Raw genomic sequence first — 16136 nt, forward strand, 5'->3', positions numbered from 1 at the left:
CATGATAACAGGGAATAAAGTTTGTCTGATCTGATTGCCGCCTTTTACGAACGCAACAGCAGCAGGTTCGACAGCGACCGCCGCAAATCATTCACCGAACGCGCCTGGCTCGATCGCTTCATCCAGCTCCTGCCCAAGGGCGGGCGCATCCTCGATCTGGGTTGCGGCGCTGGCGAACCGGTGTCGCGGCACCTGATCGACAAGGGCTTCATGATCTCCGGCGTCGATGTTTCACCGAAGATGGTCGGGCTCTGCCGCACGCGGTTCCCGCGCCACCGCTGGATCAACGCCGATATGCGCCGCGTCGCGATGGACGGGTTTTACGATGGCGTATTGGCGTGGGACAGCCTGTACCATCTGCGCGGAGACGAACAAGCCGCGATGATCGAGCGGATCGGCGCGTGGCTAACACCAGAAGGGCGTGCACTGTTCAACACCGGCCCGGCGAAAAATCCGTCATCAGCGAATAGCGGCATCGACGCACTGTATCAGGAGGCGTTGCAGCCCCATGAGTATCGCGAGGCCTTTGTGCGCGCCGACCTGGTCGAAATTGATCACCGCCACGAAGACCCTGCCTGTGGTGGTCGAACAATCTGGTTCGTGCGCAAACGTTAACCGCCAAACTGGCGGATACGGCCCCCGTTATATCACAAACAGGCAGCGCCGGACGCGCTTGCAAGCCGAACTCTCATTTGAGCGTTCGATCGGGTTTCACTACCCAATCGTTCAAATCAGCAGTTTGGCATTCCGCAATCGATGCCCATCACCGCACAGGCGGCCGAGCAAGCCGCGCTGCAAGCTGCTGAGAATGCAGTCGGTGCCGCGGCGTAAGCAGCCGTGCCGGTGACGGCGAGACCAACAACGGCGACCTTCAGAAAACGAAACATGATAATTCTCCGGTCAACAATGGCGCGACCATGAGCGGTCAAGGTTACACGCTCAAATCAATCCCGCAAGCGGGCTCGATGGATCAGCGTAGCGCCGCAACCCCATCCGGCCCGCGCGATAGGCGAGCCTACCCGCCTCCACCGCATGCTTCATCGCGGCGGCCATCATGATCGGATCCTTGGCCTCGGCGATCGCGGTGTTCATCAGCACGCCGTCACAGCCAAGCTCCATCGCGACGGCCGCGTCGGACGCAGTGCCGACGCCCGCATCGACCAGCACCGGCACGTTTGCGCCTTCAACGATCAGCCGGATCGTCACGCGGTTCTGGATGCCGAGCCCCGATCCGATCGGTGCGCCGAGTGGCATGATCGCAACCGCGCCCGCATCCTCCAAGCGCTTTGCGGCGATGGGATCATCGACGCAATAGACCATCGGCAGAAAGCCTTCCTTGGCCAGAATCTCCGTCGCACGCAGCGTTTCGACCATGTCGGGATAGAGCGTTTTCGCCTCGCCCAGCACTTCGAGCTTCACCAGATCCCAGCCGCCCGCCTCGCGCGCCAGCCGCAGCGTGCGCACCGCATCATCCCCGGTGAAACACCCGGCGGTATTGGGCAGATAGGTGAACTTCTTAGGATCGATGAAATCGGTCAGCATCGGTGCCTTGGGATCGGACACGTTCACGCGCCGCACCGCGACGGTGACGATCTCTGCGCCAGATGCTTCCAGTGCCGCTGCGTTCTGCGCGAAATCCTTGTATTTGCCCGTGCCGACGATCAGCCTTGAACGAAACGTCCGCCCGGCGACCGACCAGCTGTCCCCACCAAGATTAGGCTGTTGATCCCCGCCACCGACAAAGTGGACAATTTCCAGCGCGTCTCCTGGCTCTACAAACACGTTGGCGAGAGTCGACCTGGGGACGATCTCCAGATTGCGCTCGACTGCGACCTTTTCAGGCGCGAGGCCAAGCTGCTCGGCAAGGGCGGCCAGGCTGAGCCCGGCGCCAACGCGGCGCGGCTCGCCATTGATGTGGACTAAAACCATGTTGTCGTTGTGCATGGGTGGCAGATATGGGGTACGAAGCCCGATCGCAACCGAAAGCCATCGCTTTGACCGATACCGTCTTCGTTCTGAACGGCCCGAACCTCAACCTGCTCGGCGTGCGCGAGCCCGATATCTATGGGCATGATACGCTGGATGACATTGCCGGGATGCTGGAGGACCGCGCCCGCAAACTCGATCTGACGATCGATATGCGGCAATCGAACCATGAGGGGCATCTGATCGACTGGCTCCACGAAGCGCAGGCAACCGGCGCGAAGGCGGTTATTCTCAACCCGGCGGGCTATGGCCACACCTCCATCGCGCTGCACGATGCCGTAAAGGCAGTCACCACCCCGGTAATCGAAGTGCATCTGTCCAACCCGCATGCCCGCGAAGAATTCCGCCACACCAGCTTTGTCGGCCAGGCTGCGCGAGGCACGATCGCGGGTTTCGGCGCGATTTCATATCTGCTGGCGCTTGAAGCGGCGGCGCGGTTCTGACAGGACATGCGGTCAAACAGGGAAAAAGGGATAGGCATGTCGGAGAATACGGGGGCAGACGAAGGACCGATGCGGATCGACGTGGCGATGGTACGCCAGTTGGCCGAACTGCTTGATGACACGCAGTTGACCGAAATCGAGGTTGAGGATGGTCCCCGCCGGGTGCGCGTGGCGCGGACCATGACCGTCGCGGCCGCGGCGCCGGCTCCGGTTTATGCCCCTGCCCCAGCGGCTGCACCCGCTGCGCCTGTCGCTGTCCCTATGGAAGCAGCCCCGGCGCCGAGCAGCGCTAATGCCGTCAAATCGCCAATGGTAGGCACCGTTTACCTGTCCGCAGAGCCGGGCGCGAAGCCATTCGTGTCGGTCGGCGACAAGGTTGCCGCCGGCGATACGCTGGTGATCATCGAGGCGATGAAGGTGATGAACCCGATCCTCGCGCCATCGGGCGGGACGGTGAAGACGCTGCTCGTCGAAAATGGCCAGCCCGTCGAGTTCGATCAGCCACTGGTTGTCGTCGAATAACATGGCGCAAATCAAGAAGCTGTTGATCGCCAATCGCGGCGAAATTGCGCTCCGCATCCACCGCGCCTGCCACGAAATGGGCATCGAGACCGTCGCAGTGCATTCGACCGCCGATGCCGATGCCATGCATGTGCGGCTGGCTGATCAAGCGATCTGCATCGGGCCGCCCGCAGCGACCGAAAGCTATCTCAACATCCCGAACATCATTTCGGCTGCTGAGATCTCAGGCGCGGATGCGATCCACCCGGGCTATGGTTTTCTGAGCGAGAACGCCAAGTTCGCCGAAATCGTCGAGGCGCACGACATCATTTTTGTCGGCCCGAAACCCGAACATATCCGCACAATGGGCGACAAGGTGGAGGCGAAGCGCACTGCGGGCGCGCTCGGGCTGCCGCTCGTCCCCGGATCGGATGGGGCGATCAGCGAAATCACCGAAGCCAAGGCGATTGCCGAGCGCGTCGGCTATCCCGTCATCATCAAGGCGGCATCGGGCGGCGGCGGTCGCGGCATGAAGGTGGTCAACAACGCTGCCGATCTCGAAACCCAGATGCAGCAGGCCGGCACCGAGGCGAAAGCGGCCTTTGGCGACGCGACCGTTTATCTCGAAAAATATCTCGGCAATCCGCGCCACATCGAATTCCAGGTGTTTGGCGACGGCAATGGCAACGCGATCCATCTGGGCGAGCGCGATTGCTCGCTCCAGCGCCGCCATCAGAAGGTGCTCGAGGAAGCTCCCTCGCCCGTGCTTGGCGCTGAAGATCGCGAGCGGATGGGCGGCATCGTTTCCAAGGCAATGGCCGATATGGGCTATCGCGGCGCGGGAACAATCGAGTTTCTTTGGGAAGACGGCGAGTTCTATTTCATCGAAATGAACACCCGGCTGCAGGTGGAACATCCGGTGACGGAGATGATCACCGGGCTTGATCTGGTGCGCGAACAGATCCGCATTGCCGAGGGGCATCCGCTGACGCTGCGGCAGCAGGACGTGGTGTTTCGCGGCCATGCGATCGAATGCCGGATCAATGCCGAAGACCCGCGCACCTTCGCGCCCTCCCCTGGCCTGGTGAAACAGTTCCACGCACCGGGAGGCATGAATGTGCGCGTCGATAGCGGGCTATATGCGGGGTACCGCGTGCCCCCCTATTACGACAGCATGATCGCCAAGCTGATTGTCTATGGCACCACCCGCAATGGCGCACTGCGCCGCCTGCGCCGGGCGCTGAAGGAATTCGTGATCGACGGCATGAAAACGACGATCCCGCTCCACCAGGCGCTGCTCGACGAACCTGATTTCCAGAAGGGCGATTATACGATCAAGTGGCTCGAGGAATGGCTGGCCCGGCAGGACGATCAAAGCTGAGCACCACGGGCTGATCAATCGACGATAGGCAACGCCGCAGGGGATAGCGAATGCGCAAGTTTTTGGGGTGGCTGCTGCTCGTTCTGCTGATCGTGGCGAGTGCTGCCTTCATTTATTTCCGCACGCCCGATACCGATCCGGCGGCGATGCGCGCGAAGTATGGCGCAGCGCCATCACAGTTCGTCGATCTGGGCGGTGGGTTGACGGTGCATCTGCGCGACACCGGCCCGCGCGATGCGCCGGTGTTGATGCTGATCCACGGCTCCAACGCGTCGCTGCATACCTGGGAACCCTGGGCGAAACGACTGGGCGAACGGTATCGCATCATCCGTTTCGACCTGCCCGGGCACGGCTTGACGGGGCCGAGCCCCGCCAAGCTCTACAGCGCGGTTGCTTTTGTCGATGTGGTCGAGAAAGTGCGCGCCAAGCTGGGCGTCGACAAAATGGTGCTCGGCGGCAATTCGATGGGCGGCGGCGTCGCGTGGCATTATGCGCTGTCGTATCCGGAGCATCTGACCGGGCTGGTCCTGGTCGATGCGTCGGGCCAGCCCGAGCCCAATAACCAGAACCCTCCGCTCGCCTTCCGGATCGCGCGGCTGCCGGTGGTGCGCAATCTCGCGACAATGATCACGCCGCGATCACTGATTGCCGACGGCTTGCCCGCAGCGTTCAGCGACCCAAAGCTGGCTGACGACAAGGCGATCGATCTCTATTGGGAATTGCTGCGCTATCCCGGCAACCGCGAGGCCACGATCGATCGGTTCGCCACCAAGCCCGATTACGCCACCGACGCCAAGCTGGCGCGGATCAAGACGCCGACGCTGATCCTGTGGGGGGATGAGGACCAGTTGATCCCCGCCTCATCCGGTCGCTGGCTCGCCAAGCGGATCGCCGGGGCCGAACTGATCATCTATCCCAAAACCGGCCATATCCCGATGGAAGAACGCGCCGATCAAAGCGCGGCCGACGTGTACCGCTTCATGGAACTGAAAACCCGACCCACCGCCGGAGCGAAGTAATGTTCATCGGCCATTATGGCGTGTCTTTCGTGGCGGCGACCCAGCCCAAGGCGCCGCCGCTCGGCACGCTGTTCGTCGCAGCCCAGTTGATCGATTTCGGCTTTTTCGGTTTCCTGATCGCAGGCATCGAGAAAGCACGGCTGGTGCCGGGCATGACCGCGATGAACCCGATGGACCTGTACTGGATGCCCTGGACGCATTCGCTGGTCGGCGCGATCGCCTGGAGCGTCGGGCTGGCCATCCTGATCCTGATGTTGACGCGCAGCACAGCAACCGCGGCGATTGGCGGCATCGTCGTGCTCTCCCACTGGGTGATCGACCTGCTCGTTCATACGCAAGATCTGACGATCATCGGCACTCCCCCCAAATTCGGGTTCGGGCTGTGGAACTACCCCCTGATCGAAATGCCGCTGGAGCTGTTCTTCGCTTATGGCGGGCTTGCCTGGTATCTGTCCCGCACCCACGCCACTGGAGCAGCGGGCCGGTTTGGCCCCTGGCTCCTCGCGCTCGTGATGGCAGGCTTGCAGGCGTTCAACTGGTTCGGCCCGCAGCCAACCACGATCATCGATCCACCCCCCGTTGAAATGGCCCCGTTGGGTCTGTTCGCTTATGTTCTGATGGCTGCGATCGCCTGGTGGATGGCGAGCGGGCGTGATTTGCGAGTGAAGCCGGGGCATTGACCCTTAATCATTTCGATATTATTCGAATTATCGAAATGAACGACTCGGGCCCGATCATCACCGCGCTCAGTGCACTCGCCCAGCCACACCGGCTGGCTGCATTCCGCGCGCTTGTCGCGGCGGGACCGAAGGGGTTGGCGGCGGGCGAGATTGCGGTGTTGCTTTCGGTTCCTGCATCGTCGCTGTCATTTCATCTGGCCCAGCTTGAGCGCGCGGGATTGATCCAGCCGACCCGCGCCGGACGATCCATCATCTACACCGCCGATTTTGCCGCGATGACTGGGCTTGTTCGCTACCTCACCGAAAACTGCTGTGGCGGCGCAGATTGCGCGCCTGCCGAAGCCGAACGCCCCACCGAAAGGAACGCCGCATGAAACGCTTGCATGTCCATGTCGCTGTCGATGATCTCGATCGCTCGGTCGACTTTTACTCGACGCTGTTCGCGACCGAGCCGACGGTGATCAAGCCCGATTACGCCAAGTGGATGCTCGATGACCCCCGTGTGAATTTTGCGATTTCAGCACGCGGCACTGCGGCAGGCGTCGAACATCTCGGCATCCAGGTCGAGGATGCCGGCGAACTCGCCGAAGTCTATTCCCGGATCGCCAAGGCCGATGCGCCCGTCGTCGAGGAAGGAGAAACGACCTGCTGCTATGCCAAATCCGAAAAGAGCTGGATCACCGATCCACAAGGCGTGGTGTGGGAAACCTTTCTGACGCAGGGCGAATCGACCACTTATGGCACCTCGGCGACGATCGATGCGCTGACCGCCAAATCGGCCTGCGGCTGCGCGTAATGAGAGCAACGATCTGGCATAATCCGGCCTGTGGCACCTCGCGCAGCACGGTGGCGATCCTGCAGGAAACGGCAGGAATCGAGCTGACGGTCATCGAATATCTGAAAGACCCACCGGCTCGCGACAAGCTCGTGCAACTGCACCGCGACGCTGGGCTGACACACCGTCAGGCGATGCGGACCACCAATTCCCCGGCCGCCGAACTGGTCGCCGACCTTGGGCTCAAGGATGCCGATGAAGCGACGATCCTGGACGCGATGATGGCGCATCCGGCGCTGATACAGCGCCCGCTGGTCGAAACCGACAAGGGTGTCCGGCTTTGCCGCCCGCCCGAGACCGTGCACGAAATTTTGTGAACCCAGTGACCAACCGTGCGCTGGCGGCGGAGTTCATCGGCTCGCTGATCTTGTTCGCAACCGTCGTCGGCTCGGGCGTGATGGCCGAGCGGCTGGCGGGTGGCAATGTCGCGGTCGCGCTGATCGGCAACACAGCTTCGACAGGCGCCGTGCTCTATGTGCTCATCACGCTGCTGGGGCCGGTTTCAGGCGCGCATTTCAATCCGGCGGTGACGATATTGCTCGGCGCACGATGTGACTGGCTACCCTTTACCCTCGCACAACTGTCGGGCGGCATCATCGGCGTGTTGATCGTGCACGCGATGTTCGAAATGCCGCTAATCGAGTTCGGGTCGAAAATCCGGACCGGTCCCGGCCAGTGGATCGGGGAGTTCGTCGCGACCTTTGGCTTGCTGTTCACCATCGTCGTTGGCAGTCGCCAGCGCCCCGATGCCGTGCCGGCGCTGGTGGCGCTGTGGATCGTTGCGGGCTACTGGTTCACCGCATCAACGAGCTTTGCCAATCCGGCAATTACGATCGCGCGGGCACTGACGGATAGTTTTGCGGGAATCCGGCCGCTGGATGCGCCCGGTTTCATCATCGCTCAATTCGCCGGTGCCTTGGCAGGATGGCGGTTTTCCACTTGGCTGGTGCCGCGTGCCCATGCCACAGCACCAGCGACTGGCTGAACCTGACTGCCCGATTAGTCGGTCTGCATCTCGCGCGATAACGAGGCCAAAATGGCGGCACGTATCTTTTCGTCCGGGCCAGAGCCGTGGCGAACCGTGCGAAGCAGATTCATCCAGTCTTCTATCGCCTGCTCACGCGCGCCCTCTGCATCCTTGTCGACCGCAAGATAGAATTGTGCGCGAACATCTTCCGGATCAAGTGCCAGCGCTTGTTCGAACGATCGGCGGGCGGCATGCGGGATCGGGCCCTGCTCTGCCCCGGCGACGCGGGTCTGCGCTTCTCCTAATGCCGACCAAGCACGGCTTCGGCTGGGATCAATCGCCACTGATTCGGTCAGGGCCTGCGCCGCTTGGACATGATCCCCAGCATTGGCATAGGCGATGCCAAGCTTCTCGAACGCACTGGCATCGTCCGGGCGGCGCTTTGCTTCGGCGGCCAGACGCTGCAGCGTGTCGCCGCCCCGTGCGAACATCGGTATAAAGGAAAGCGGCTTGATGAGCCGCTGAGATGTCTTCTCCGAACCGTCTGATACCCAAGCATCATCGATGGTGATTTGGCGTTTCATGTTATCCCCTCGCAAAATCGAACGAGGCGATATTATCAAGCAAACGTCACTAAATGCTGTTTGCGACGTTTATCATGACTTAGTTTTACCGAATAGTGTATTAACTAGCAATGTTAGTCATGATCGCAGATCGTCGCCCAACACGGGCTGTCCCCGGAAGAATATGAGCGCGTCCTTACCGCGATGGGGCGTGAGCCGAACCTGACCGAGCTCGGCATCTTTTCGGTGATGTGGTCCGAGCATTGCAGCTATAAATCGAGCCGCGTCCATCTGAAAAAACTACCGACTACTGGCCCGCAGGTGATCTGCGGCCCAGGCGAAAATGCAGGCGTGATCGATATCGGCGATGGTCAGGCGGCGATCTTCAAGATGGAGAGCCACAACCACCCGAGTTATATTGAGCCCTATCAGGGCGCCGCGACTGGTGTTGGCGGCATTTTGCGCGACGTGTTCACGATGGGCGCGCGGCCGGTGGCCAACATGAACGCGCTCCGCTTCGGGCGGCCCGATCACCCCAAGATGCGCCACCTGATCGCGGGCGTGGTCCATGGCATCGGCGGCTATGGCAATTGCGTCGGCGTGCCAACCGTTGGCGGCGAGGTGAATTTCCATCGGGCCTATGACGGCAACATCTTGGTCAACGCAATGACGGTCGGCATCGCCGATCAGGACAAGATCTTTTATTCGGCGGCATCCGGCGTCGGCAACTCGATCGTTTATGTTGGCTCGAAAACCGGACGCGACGGCATTCACGGCGCAACGATGGCCAGCGCCGATTTTTCCGAAGATTCGGAGGAAAAGCGCCCGACGGTCCAGGTCGGCGACCCATTTACCGAGAAATTGCTGATCGAGGCGTGTCTGGAACTGATGGCGAGCGACGCAATCGTCGCCATTCAGGACATGGGGGCCGCCGGCCTCACCTCCTCGTCGGTGGAAATGGCGTCGAAGGGCGGCGTCGGCATCCGGCTCGACATGGACAAGGTCCCGCAGCGCGAAACCGGCATGACTGCGTACGAAATGATGCTGAGCGAGAGCCAGGAGCGCATGCTGATGGTCCTCAAGCCCGGCCGCGAGGACTTCGCCGAAGCTATTTTCCGCAAATGGGAACTGGATTTCGCGGTGATCGGCGAAGTGACGGATACCGGTCGCATGGTTCTCGTCCATCACGGCGAGACGGTTGCCGACATCCCACTCGGCCCGCTCGCCGATGATGCGCCCGCCTATGACCGGCCATGGGTGCCCACCCCGCCTGCCAAGGCGCTGGTCGATGTCCCCGAATGCAGCGATGTCGCCGCCGATCTGCTTGCGCTCATGGCCTCGCCCGATCTCGCCAGCCGGCGCTGGATCTGGGAGCAATATGACCAGAAAGTGGGCGGCGACACCGTCCAGCCCCCCGGCGGCGACTCCGCGGTGGTGCGCGTCCACGGCACGAACAAGGCACTTGCCATTACCACCGATTGCACGCCTCGTTACTGCTTCGCCGATCCAGTCGAGGGCGGGAAACAGGCCATTGCAGAGGCCTATCGCAATCTTTGCGCGGTCGGAGCGAAGCCGCTCGCCACGACCGATTGCATGAATTTCGGCAACCCGCAGCGGCCCGAGATCATGGGTCAGTTCGTCGGCTGTATCGAGGGCATGGCGGCGGCCTGCGCCGCGCTCGATTTCCCGATCGTGAGCGGCAATGTGTCGCTCTACAACGAAACCAAGAATGACGACGGCAGCGGCAGCGCCATCCTTCCAACCCCGGCGATCGGTGGTGTTGGGTTGCTGGCCGACTGGACCAAATCAGCCACGATTGCCTTTAAAGGCACCGGCGACGTCATCGTACTCATTGGTACGCCTGCCTATCATCTCGGCCAGTCGCTATGGTTGCGCGAGCTTCATGGTCGAGAGGAGGGGCCCCCGCCCCGCGTCGACCTGACCGCCGAGCGCGCCAATGGCGATTTCGTCCGCGCGCAGATCGAAAAAGGCGCGCTCAGCGCGGTACATGATGTATCCGACGGCGGCCTGATCGTCACGATCGCCGAAATGGCGCTCGCGGGGAACATTGGCGCGATGATCAGCGCGCCTTTGCCCTATGGGCTGGCACCCACCTATTTCGCTGAGGATCAGGCGCTTTATGTCGCGACCGTCCGCGACGAACTGCTGAACGATTTTCTGCATGCGTCGATCGATGCCGGCGTCAATGTCGAGCGGATCGGCCGCACCATTGCCAACCGGCTGATCATCGAATGCCCGGCGACCGACCATGTCGTCAGCCTGGTTGACCTTCGTACCGCCCATCAGGGCTTCTTCCCTGCGCTAATGGGTGCGCCCGCCGCATAATTTTTTGCGCGATGCTGTCGATTCAACGCCGTGTTGTCCGTCTCCGCCATTGAAAGCCGATCAATCCGATCGGCCTATGGACGGAGAAGCGATATGCAAATAACCGACAGCGCGGGCCGGATGTCCGTCCTTATCCGCGCGGTGGCAGCAATGGGGGCTGCCTGGAATGTGTTCGGCGTGATTCAGTTCTGGGGGCAGGTATCGGCAGCCCCTGCGATGCTGATGGCCAAGGGGATGACGGCAGACCAGGCAAATTTTTACGCATCGCCGCCCGGCTGGATGACCATCGTTTTCGGAATCGGCGTATTCGGCGGATTGGCAGGATCTTTCCTGCTCCTCGCGGGGCGGCGCCTCGCCACCACGCTGTTTGGCATGTCGCTGGTTGGCTACATTGCGCTGTATATTGGTGATATTACGGAAGGCGTATTTGCCGCCTTTGGCACCCCGCAAATTGTCATCCTGACCATTGTTGTCGCGATTGCTGTCGGCCTGCTGATGCTGTCCCTGCACGCCAACCGTCGCGGCTGGCTTCGCTGACCCCCTGAAAACTCGGAAGTGTTGCCGATCTGGCACAACCTGCCAGCGTCGCTCGCTGGACCCGAAACGATCACGGTGATATGATTAACGCCGGATTCGGGGTGTTCGACAATGGCAACGGCAACGCGCAATTCCTGGTATATCCCTGCAAAACCGACGACCTATAGCGTCGTCGGCTTCATTGCGGCGCTGATCGGCGGCACGCTGCTTGCCGGAATTGCTGATCTGGCCGGGCAGATCGGGATTGCTCATCTTGCTGGTAGCACGCCTGAGAGCGTGCTGCGTGCCATCGCTTCCGCCGTGATCGATCCAGCAACAATTGCCGACCCGCAGCAATTGCTGATCATCGGCGCTGCCGTCCATTTCGGAATCATTGCCGTGATGGTGCTGGTGTATCTGATCGCCGCAGCGCGCATCCCGTTGGTCAATAGCACCCCCGAAATCAGCATTTTTGGCTATGGGTTGATCCTCGGTTTCATCATGATCTGGATCGTTCTGCCACTGCGCTGGCCCGATCGTGTGCCCGGAACGACTCCGGTCGACATCATCGGCCCGTTGCTGCGCCACATCTTTTTGGTGGCAGCACCTATCGCTATGGTTGCAAAACTCGCCGCACGGCGGGATTGATTATCGACCCTATCGGCGACGGCATCGCACCCTGGCGCTGGTCTGGTGTGCTTTGACCGTCGTATGACGTGCAGATGATCGATCATCCTGCCATGCCCTGGCCCGGGCTTCCCACTATAGCCGACGAAGTCCGCATCGCGCGTGCGCTCGCGCTGCGCGATCACCTCCGCACCCGGCGGACCTGTCGTTATTTCAGTGAAGCGCCCGTTCCCCGCGCCCTGATCGAAGCGGCAATCGAGGCAGCCGGCACCGCGCCGTCAGGCGCCAATCACCAGCCGTGGCACTTCGCGGTCATTGGCACTCCTGCGATCAAGACCGCGATTCGGGCAGCAGCCGAGGAAGAAGAGCGCGCATTCTATGCGGGGAAGGCTGGCGATGAATGGCTGGCCGCGCTCAGTCCTCTCGGCACCGATGCCGACAAGAATTACCTTGAAGTGGCCCCTTGGCTGATCGTGGTATTCGGCCAGCGCCGTGGCGGGATCGACCCCGGCGACGATATGCAGAATTACTATGTCAACGAGAGCGTCGGCATCGCCGCCGGCTTTTTGTTGGCGGCGCTCCATGCCGCAAACATTGCCACGCTCACCCACACGCCGAATCCGATGCGTTTCCTGAACCGCGTATGCCAGCGCCCGCCATCGGAAAAAGCAATGATGATCGTCGTCGCAGGCCATGCAGCGCCTAATGCCACTGTGCCGCTCCATGCGCTCCGCAAGAAACCGCTCGAGCAAATTTCGAACTGGCTATGACGGCAGGCTATTCCGGCACCCCGCTGATCAAGAAACTGGGCTTCAAGGCTGGGATGGTCGTCTGGTTCGATGCTTCCATGCCTGCCCAGATCAAGGCGGAAATAGCCCCAGAGGCGAACGGCATCGGCGTTCTTTCATTACCGGTGCAGGGAATGGAAGCGGCCCAAATCTTCGTGACTGAGCGCGCTGCACTCATGAGCGCGATTACGACGATCCGGCCGTTGCTCACACCAAGCGGCTTCTTGTGGGTATCGTGGCCCAAAAAGGCATCGAAGGTCGCCACTGATTTGACCGAAGATGTTATTCGCGAATGCGCGCTTCCAACTGGCTTCGTCGATGTAAAAGTATGTGCGGTGGACGCCACATGGTCCGGCTTGAAGCTCATGATCCGACGCGAACTGCGGTAGACCGGCATCAGCAGATTAATGCGAATGCGACGCAATAAATGATTGCGAATCACTCTCATTAGCTCCATACAGTCACCAGAGAGCGAGGGTGACAATGGTCGTCTGTGTCTGCAATGCGATCCGTGAACGCGAAGTTCGTCAGGCTGCGCGTGATGGTGCCACCAGCGCCTGTGCCGCGTATCGCGCGCTCGGTCGCCAACCCAAATGCGGCCAGTGCGTCCCCTTTGCCCGCTCGATCATCGATCAGGAACGCGCAGTGGCTTGACGGCCCGGACGGAAGCCGGTCATCTGCGTACAGCGCAAATGGAGATTGGTGATGAAGGGTGATGCGAAGGTCATCGAGTATCTGAACGAGGTGCTCAAGAACGAGCTGACCGCCGTCAACCAATATTGGCTCCATTACCGGATGCTCGATAATTGGGGCGTCACCAAACTGGCCGCGCTTGAGCGCCATGAATCAATTGACGAGATGAAGCACGCCGACAAGCTGGCGGAACGCATCCTGTTTCTGGAGGGGCTCCCCAATTTTCAGCTGCTCGGGCGGCTGCGAATCGGTGAAACGGTGGAGGAGATTCTCCGCAGCGATCACGCGCTTGAAGTCGAGGCGATTGCGACGCTTCGGGATGCTGTGGAACATGCCGAAAAAGTCCGCGATTATGTGTCGCGCGATCTATTCGCCATGATCCTGAGCAATGAGGAGGATCATCTCGACATGCTCGACCGGCAGTTCGACATGATCGAGCGGATGGGCCTGCAAAACTATATTCAGCTTAACAGCCGCGCCGAAATGGGCGACGACTAGAGCGTTACATGCCCCCCACGGCACGGCGGCCAAAGCCGCTGACCGGGCGGCGCTCGACCAGCGGGTTCGCCTCGCGCAGCAACAATGCCAGGGTCGATTCGAACAGCTCGCGCAGGCGGACAACATGTTCCAGAGCGGCATCGGGCGTATCCCGCTTTTCAACGCAGGTTCGCGCGATCGTCTCGATCTTTTCGGCCAACAAGCCAAGCGGCTCTGCCCCGAACTGCCGCGCCTCTCCTTTCAGCGTATGGGCAGGCAGGACGAGCGCGGCGGCACTGCCCGCACGCATCGCCTCCTCGATCGCAGCGACCGATTTGATCCCGTCTTCCTGAAAATAGCCAAGGATTCGCACAAAACCGGCACCCAGCTCGCTGCGCGCCTGCGTAAAGGCATCCCAATCGACCAGCATGTTCCCGTGCATCGTCACGAATTGCTCCTCCATCGCACCCTGAAATAGAGCGAAGGTCTCAGGCTGTAATTACAGGGCGCGGGTAAACGAGACGTTGACGCCATCGGATGCGGCAATACGAAAAACTGTGTCTAAGCCATTCGATATCGGCTGAATGGTTAGCCCAGCTGCTTTAGCCACCGCGGTAAGCTCTCGCGTCGCAGCCGGGTCATCGGCAATGATCTCGATTGGCAGAACTCCCGCGCGCAGCGCCCGCGCCAACCGAATCGCGGGCCAAGGGCACCGCATCCCGCGCGCGTCGATATGCACCGTCACTGATCGAACGGATTCTTTGGTGCCCGCAGCGTCAAGCGCACCGGCACCGCACCAAACCCCAGATCGCGTCGGATCCCGTTGATCAAGTAACGCTGATAGCTCTCAGGCAACTGATCGACGCGCGTACCGAACAGCACAAAGCCAGGCGGCCGCGTTTTCGCTTGGGTCAAATAGCGCAGCTTGATTCGCTTGCCCCCGGGCGCCGGTGGCGGGTTGGCCTCGATCGCGCGTTCGAACCAGCGGTTGAGTTCGCCTGTGCCAACGCGTCGCGACCAGGCCTCACGGGTTTCGAACGCAGCGGCAATCAGCTGATCAATGCCCTTGCCGGTGGCGCCAGAGATTGTGAGCAACGGAACGCCGCGCACCTGAGCCAGCCCCTCATCAAGTGCAGCCCGCACGCCGTTGAAAAGCCTGCTCGCATCCTCAGCGACATCCCATTTGTTGAGCGCGATCACCAGCGCACGGCCTTCCTGCAGCGCACGATCGGCGATCTTCAGGTCCTGCACCTCCAGACCCCGAGTAGCATCGAGCAGCAGCACGACGACTTCGGCAAAATCGATCGCGTGCAGCGCATCGGCAACCGACAGTTTTTCGAGCTTGTCCTGGACATTGGCGCGCTTGCGCATGCCGGCTGTGTCGATGAGCCGAACGGCACGCGTGCCGCCCGCTGGATTGGGCCATTCCCAGTCGATGGCTATCGAATCGCGGGTAATGCCCGCTTCCGGCCCGGTAATGAGACGATCTTCCCCCAGGATGCGATTGATCAGTGTCGATTTGCCCGCATTTGGCCGCCCGACAATCGCCAGCTTGAGGACGGCATTGGGGTTATCGTCTTCCTCAACCGCATCGTCTTCGATCACTTTGCCTTCAAGGTGAGGAAACAATGCGTCGAACAAATCGCCCAGCCCTTCGCCATGTTCGGCGGATAACTGCACCGGATCGCCCAGCCCCAGCGACAGCGAATCAAGCACGCCCGCCTCACCGGCGCGGCCTTCCGCCTTGTTGGCGACCAACACGATTGGCGTGGTGGAGCCGCGCAACCAGCGTGCGATTTCTTCGTCAAGCGGCACCAGACCAACGCGCGCGTCGATCAGGAACAGCGCCACATCGGCCATTTTCACCGCGGCCTCGGTCTGCTGACGCATTCGGCCAGGCAGCGAGGCCGGGTCCTCATCTTCATAGCCGGCCGTATCGATGATGCGGAAATCGAGGCCGATCAGATGGGCATCACCCTCCCGCCGGTCACGCGTAACGCCGGGGCGATCGTCAACCAGCGCGAGCTTTTTGCCGACGAGCCGGTTGAACAAGGTGGATTTGCCGACATTAGGACGGCCAATGATTGCGACGACGGGAAGTTTAGACATCGGCGCCTTGTAGCGCCGTTGCCGATTTTCGCCACCCGCCGTGAAAAACCATCAACGATAGGCGGAAATGCGCCCCTTGCTGTCGATCGTGTACAAAATGTTGTTGGCCACCAATGGCGGCAGGCTGAACGCCGAACTGCCCTTGATGATCTCGCCTTTTTGGCCCGTGGCGGGCGAAACGGGCACGATCTGCCACTCGGAATTT

General features: G+C 61.2%; 22 protein-coding genes. 17 read left to right on the forward strand and 5 right to left on the reverse strand.

Annotation, left to right across the window (positions count from 1 at the left end; genetic code table 11):
• Positions 1-21: 21 nt before the first annotated feature.
• Positions 22-615, forward strand: a complete 594-nt coding sequence (locus tag B7Y49_RS14300; RefSeq protein WP_374128278.1) for a trans-aconitate 2-methyltransferase — start codon at positions 22-24, stop codon at positions 613-615.
• Positions 616-939: 324 nt separating this feature from the next.
• On the opposite strand, the gene thiS is transcribed toward B7Y49_RS14300, so the two are convergent.
• A complete protein-coding gene (thiS, locus tag B7Y49_RS14305) occupies positions 940-1944 on the reverse strand; it encodes a bifunctional sulfur carrier protein/thiazole synthase protein (protein ID WP_374128279.1) in 1005 nt (334 codons plus the stop codon).
• A gap of 50 nt (positions 1945-1994) precedes the next feature.
• Between thiS and aroQ the strand changes: the two genes are divergently transcribed.
• From aroQ to B7Y49_RS14350, 9 genes are read left to right on the forward strand one after another with little or no spacing between them, the layout of a single operon-like run.
• Positions 1995-2429, forward strand: coding sequence for a type II 3-dehydroquinate dehydratase (gene aroQ / locus B7Y49_RS14310; protein WP_374128280.1), 435 nt, complete (start codon positions 1995-1997; stop codon positions 2427-2429).
• 36 nt (positions 2430-2465) lie between these two features.
• Positions 2466-2951, forward strand: a complete 486-nt coding sequence (accB, locus tag B7Y49_RS14315; protein ID WP_374128281.1) for an acetyl-CoA carboxylase biotin carboxyl carrier protein subunit — start codon at positions 2466-2468, stop codon at positions 2949-2951.
• Position 2952: 1 nt separating this feature from the next.
• Entirely contained in the window at positions 2953-4311 is a 1359-nt protein-coding gene (gene accC / locus B7Y49_RS14320; RefSeq protein ID WP_374128282.1) for an acetyl-CoA carboxylase biotin carboxylase subunit, read from the forward strand.
• Positions 4312-4361: 50 nt separating this feature from the next.
• Positions 4362-5330, forward strand: a complete 969-nt coding sequence (locus tag B7Y49_RS14325; protein ID WP_374128283.1) for an alpha/beta fold hydrolase — start codon at positions 4362-4364, stop codon at positions 5328-5330.
• The gene (locus B7Y49_RS14330) at positions 5330-6010 is read left to right on the forward strand and encodes a hypothetical protein (RefSeq protein ID WP_374128284.1); all 681 of its coding nucleotides are present in this window, start codon (positions 5330-5332) and stop codon (positions 6008-6010) included. Before B7Y49_RS14325 ends, B7Y49_RS14330 begins: the two co-directional genes overlap by 1 nt.
• A gap of 35 nt (positions 6011-6045) precedes the next feature.
• Complete coding sequence (locus B7Y49_RS14335; protein WP_374128285.1) at positions 6046-6384, forward strand: helix-turn-helix transcriptional regulator; 339 nt, start codon at positions 6046-6048, stop codon at positions 6382-6384.
• Entirely contained in the window at positions 6381-6806 is a 426-nt protein-coding gene (locus B7Y49_RS14340; protein ID WP_374128286.1) for an ArsI/CadI family heavy metal resistance metalloenzyme, read from the forward strand. Before B7Y49_RS14335 ends, B7Y49_RS14340 begins: the two co-directional genes overlap by 4 nt.
• A complete protein-coding gene (gene arsC, locus B7Y49_RS14345; protein ID WP_374128287.1) occupies positions 6806-7162 on the forward strand; it encodes an arsenate reductase family protein in 357 nt (118 codons plus the stop codon). The genes B7Y49_RS14340 and arsC overlap by 1 nt, the downstream gene beginning before the upstream one ends.
• 5 nt (positions 7163-7167) lie before the next feature.
• On the forward strand, positions 7168-7830 hold the full coding sequence (locus tag B7Y49_RS14350; RefSeq protein ID WP_374128296.1) for an MIP/aquaporin family protein: 663 nt from the start codon (positions 7168-7170) through the stop codon (positions 7828-7830).
• A gap of 14 nt (positions 7831-7844) precedes the next feature.
• Here B7Y49_RS14350 and B7Y49_RS14355 read toward each other — a convergent pair whose 3' ends face one another.
• Positions 7845-8396 (reverse strand): tetratricopeptide repeat protein, encoded by a 552-nt coding sequence (locus B7Y49_RS14355; RefSeq protein ID WP_374128288.1) that lies wholly within the window; start codon positions 8394-8396, stop codon positions 7845-7847.
• Positions 8397-8525: 129 nt separating this feature from the next.
• On the opposite strand from B7Y49_RS14355, the gene purL reads away from it, so the two are divergent.
• The 7 genes from purL to bfr all read left to right on the forward strand — a co-directional run bounded on the left by purL (position 8526) and on the right by bfr (position 13843).
• Positions 8526-10721 carry a phosphoribosylformylglycinamidine synthase subunit PurL gene (gene purL / locus B7Y49_RS14360; RefSeq protein ID WP_374128297.1) on the forward strand — a complete coding sequence of 732 codons (2196 nt, stop codon included), beginning with the start codon at positions 8526-8528 and terminating at the stop codon, positions 10719-10721.
• A 93-nt stretch (positions 10722-10814) separates the two neighbouring features.
• The gene (locus tag B7Y49_RS14365) at positions 10815-11258 is read left to right on the forward strand and encodes a hypothetical protein (protein WP_374128289.1); all 444 of its coding nucleotides are present in this window, start codon (positions 10815-10817) and stop codon (positions 11256-11258) included.
• Between the two features lie 111 nt (positions 11259-11369).
• Positions 11370-11885 carry a hypothetical protein gene (locus B7Y49_RS14370; protein WP_374128290.1) on the forward strand — a complete coding sequence of 172 codons (516 nt, stop codon included), beginning with the start codon at positions 11370-11372 and terminating at the stop codon, positions 11883-11885.
• A gap of 74 nt (positions 11886-11959) precedes the next feature.
• The gene (locus tag B7Y49_RS14375; RefSeq protein ID WP_374128291.1) at positions 11960-12634 is read left to right on the forward strand and encodes a nitroreductase family protein; all 675 of its coding nucleotides are present in this window, start codon (positions 11960-11962) and stop codon (positions 12632-12634) included.
• Entirely contained in the window at positions 12631-13041 is a 411-nt protein-coding gene (locus B7Y49_RS14380) for a hypothetical protein (RefSeq protein ID WP_374128292.1), read from the forward strand. Before B7Y49_RS14375 ends, B7Y49_RS14380 begins: the two co-directional genes overlap by 4 nt.
• Before the next feature lie 94 nt (positions 13042-13135).
• The gene (locus tag B7Y49_RS14385; RefSeq protein ID WP_374128298.1) at positions 13136-13306 is read left to right on the forward strand and encodes a bacterioferritin-associated ferredoxin; all 171 of its coding nucleotides are present in this window, start codon (positions 13136-13138) and stop codon (positions 13304-13306) included.
• A 51-nt stretch (positions 13307-13357) separates the two neighbouring features.
• Positions 13358-13843 carry a bacterioferritin gene (gene bfr, locus B7Y49_RS14390; RefSeq protein WP_374128293.1) on the forward strand — a complete coding sequence of 162 codons (486 nt, stop codon included), beginning with the start codon at positions 13358-13360 and terminating at the stop codon, positions 13841-13843.
• 4 nt (positions 13844-13847) lie between these two features.
• Here the strand turns inward: bfr and B7Y49_RS14395 are convergent, their stop codons facing one another.
• The 3 genes from B7Y49_RS14395 to der are packed head-to-tail and all read right to left on the reverse strand — an operon-like array spanning position 13848 to position 15931.
• Positions 13848-14264 carry an Hpt domain-containing protein gene (locus tag B7Y49_RS14395; protein ID WP_374128299.1) on the reverse strand — a complete coding sequence of 139 codons (417 nt, stop codon included), beginning with the start codon at positions 14262-14264 and terminating at the stop codon, positions 13848-13850.
• A 57-nt stretch (positions 14265-14321) separates the two neighbouring features.
• On the reverse strand, positions 14322-14567 hold the full coding sequence (locus B7Y49_RS14400; protein WP_374128294.1) for a sulfurtransferase TusA family protein: 246 nt from the start codon (positions 14565-14567) through the stop codon (positions 14322-14324).
• Positions 14564-15931: a ribosome biogenesis GTPase Der gene (gene der, locus B7Y49_RS14405; protein ID WP_374128295.1), complete on the reverse strand. Its 1368-nt coding sequence runs from the start codon at positions 15929-15931 to the stop codon at positions 14564-14566. Before der ends, B7Y49_RS14400 begins: the two co-directional genes overlap by 4 nt.
• Positions 15932-16136: the final 205 nt, after the last annotated feature.

Source organism: Sphingomonas sp. 28-62-11 (assembly GCF_002278865.1).
In the GTDB taxonomy this organism is placed as follows: domain Bacteria; phylum Pseudomonadota; class Alphaproteobacteria; order Sphingomonadales; family Sphingomonadaceae; genus Sphingomonas.

Excerpts from the sequence above, each read along its gene's own strand:
- thiS (WP_374128279.1), bottom strand. The coding sequence starts at position 1,944 with ATGCACAACGACAACATGGTTTTAGTCCACATCAATGGCGAGCCGCGC.
- accB (WP_374128281.1), top strand. The coding sequence starts at position 2,466 with ATGTCGGAGAATACGGGGGCAGACGAAGGACCGATGCGGATCGACGTG.
- accC (WP_374128282.1), top strand. The coding sequence starts at position 2,953 with ATGGCGCAAATCAAGAAGCTGTTGATCGCCAATCGCGGCGAAATTGCG.
- B7Y49_RS14325 (WP_374128283.1), top strand. The coding sequence starts at position 4,362 with ATGCGCAAGTTTTTGGGGTGGCTGCTGCTCGTTCTGCTGATCGTGGCG.
- B7Y49_RS14330 (WP_374128284.1), top strand. The coding sequence starts at position 5,330 with ATGTTCATCGGCCATTATGGCGTGTCTTTCGTGGCGGCGACCCAGCCC.
- B7Y49_RS14335 (WP_374128285.1), top strand. The coding sequence starts at position 6,046 with ATGAACGACTCGGGCCCGATCATCACCGCGCTCAGTGCACTCGCCCAG.
- B7Y49_RS14340 (WP_374128286.1), top strand. The coding sequence starts at position 6,381 with ATGAAACGCTTGCATGTCCATGTCGCTGTCGATGATCTCGATCGCTCG.
- arsC (WP_374128287.1), top strand. The coding sequence starts at position 6,806 with ATGAGAGCAACGATCTGGCATAATCCGGCCTGTGGCACCTCGCGCAGC.
- B7Y49_RS14355 (WP_374128288.1), bottom strand. The coding sequence starts at position 8,396 with ATGAAACGCCAAATCACCATCGATGATGCTTGGGTATCAGACGGTTCG.
- B7Y49_RS14365 (WP_374128289.1), top strand. The coding sequence starts at position 10,815 with ATGCAAATAACCGACAGCGCGGGCCGGATGTCCGTCCTTATCCGCGCG.
- B7Y49_RS14370 (WP_374128290.1), top strand. The coding sequence starts at position 11,370 with ATGGCAACGGCAACGCGCAATTCCTGGTATATCCCTGCAAAACCGACG.
- B7Y49_RS14375 (WP_374128291.1), top strand. The coding sequence starts at position 11,960 with ATGATCGATCATCCTGCCATGCCCTGGCCCGGGCTTCCCACTATAGCC.
- B7Y49_RS14380 (WP_374128292.1), top strand. The coding sequence starts at position 12,631 with ATGACGGCAGGCTATTCCGGCACCCCGCTGATCAAGAAACTGGGCTTC.
- B7Y49_RS14385 (WP_374128298.1), top strand. The coding sequence starts at position 13,136 with ATGGTCGTCTGTGTCTGCAATGCGATCCGTGAACGCGAAGTTCGTCAG.
- bfr (WP_374128293.1), top strand. The coding sequence starts at position 13,358 with ATGAAGGGTGATGCGAAGGTCATCGAGTATCTGAACGAGGTGCTCAAG.
- B7Y49_RS14395 (WP_374128299.1), bottom strand. The coding sequence starts at position 14,264 with ATGCACGGGAACATGCTGGTCGATTGGGATGCCTTTACGCAGGCGCGC.
- der (WP_374128295.1), bottom strand. The coding sequence starts at position 15,931 with ATGTCTAAACTTCCCGTCGTCGCAATCATTGGCCGTCCTAATGTCGGC.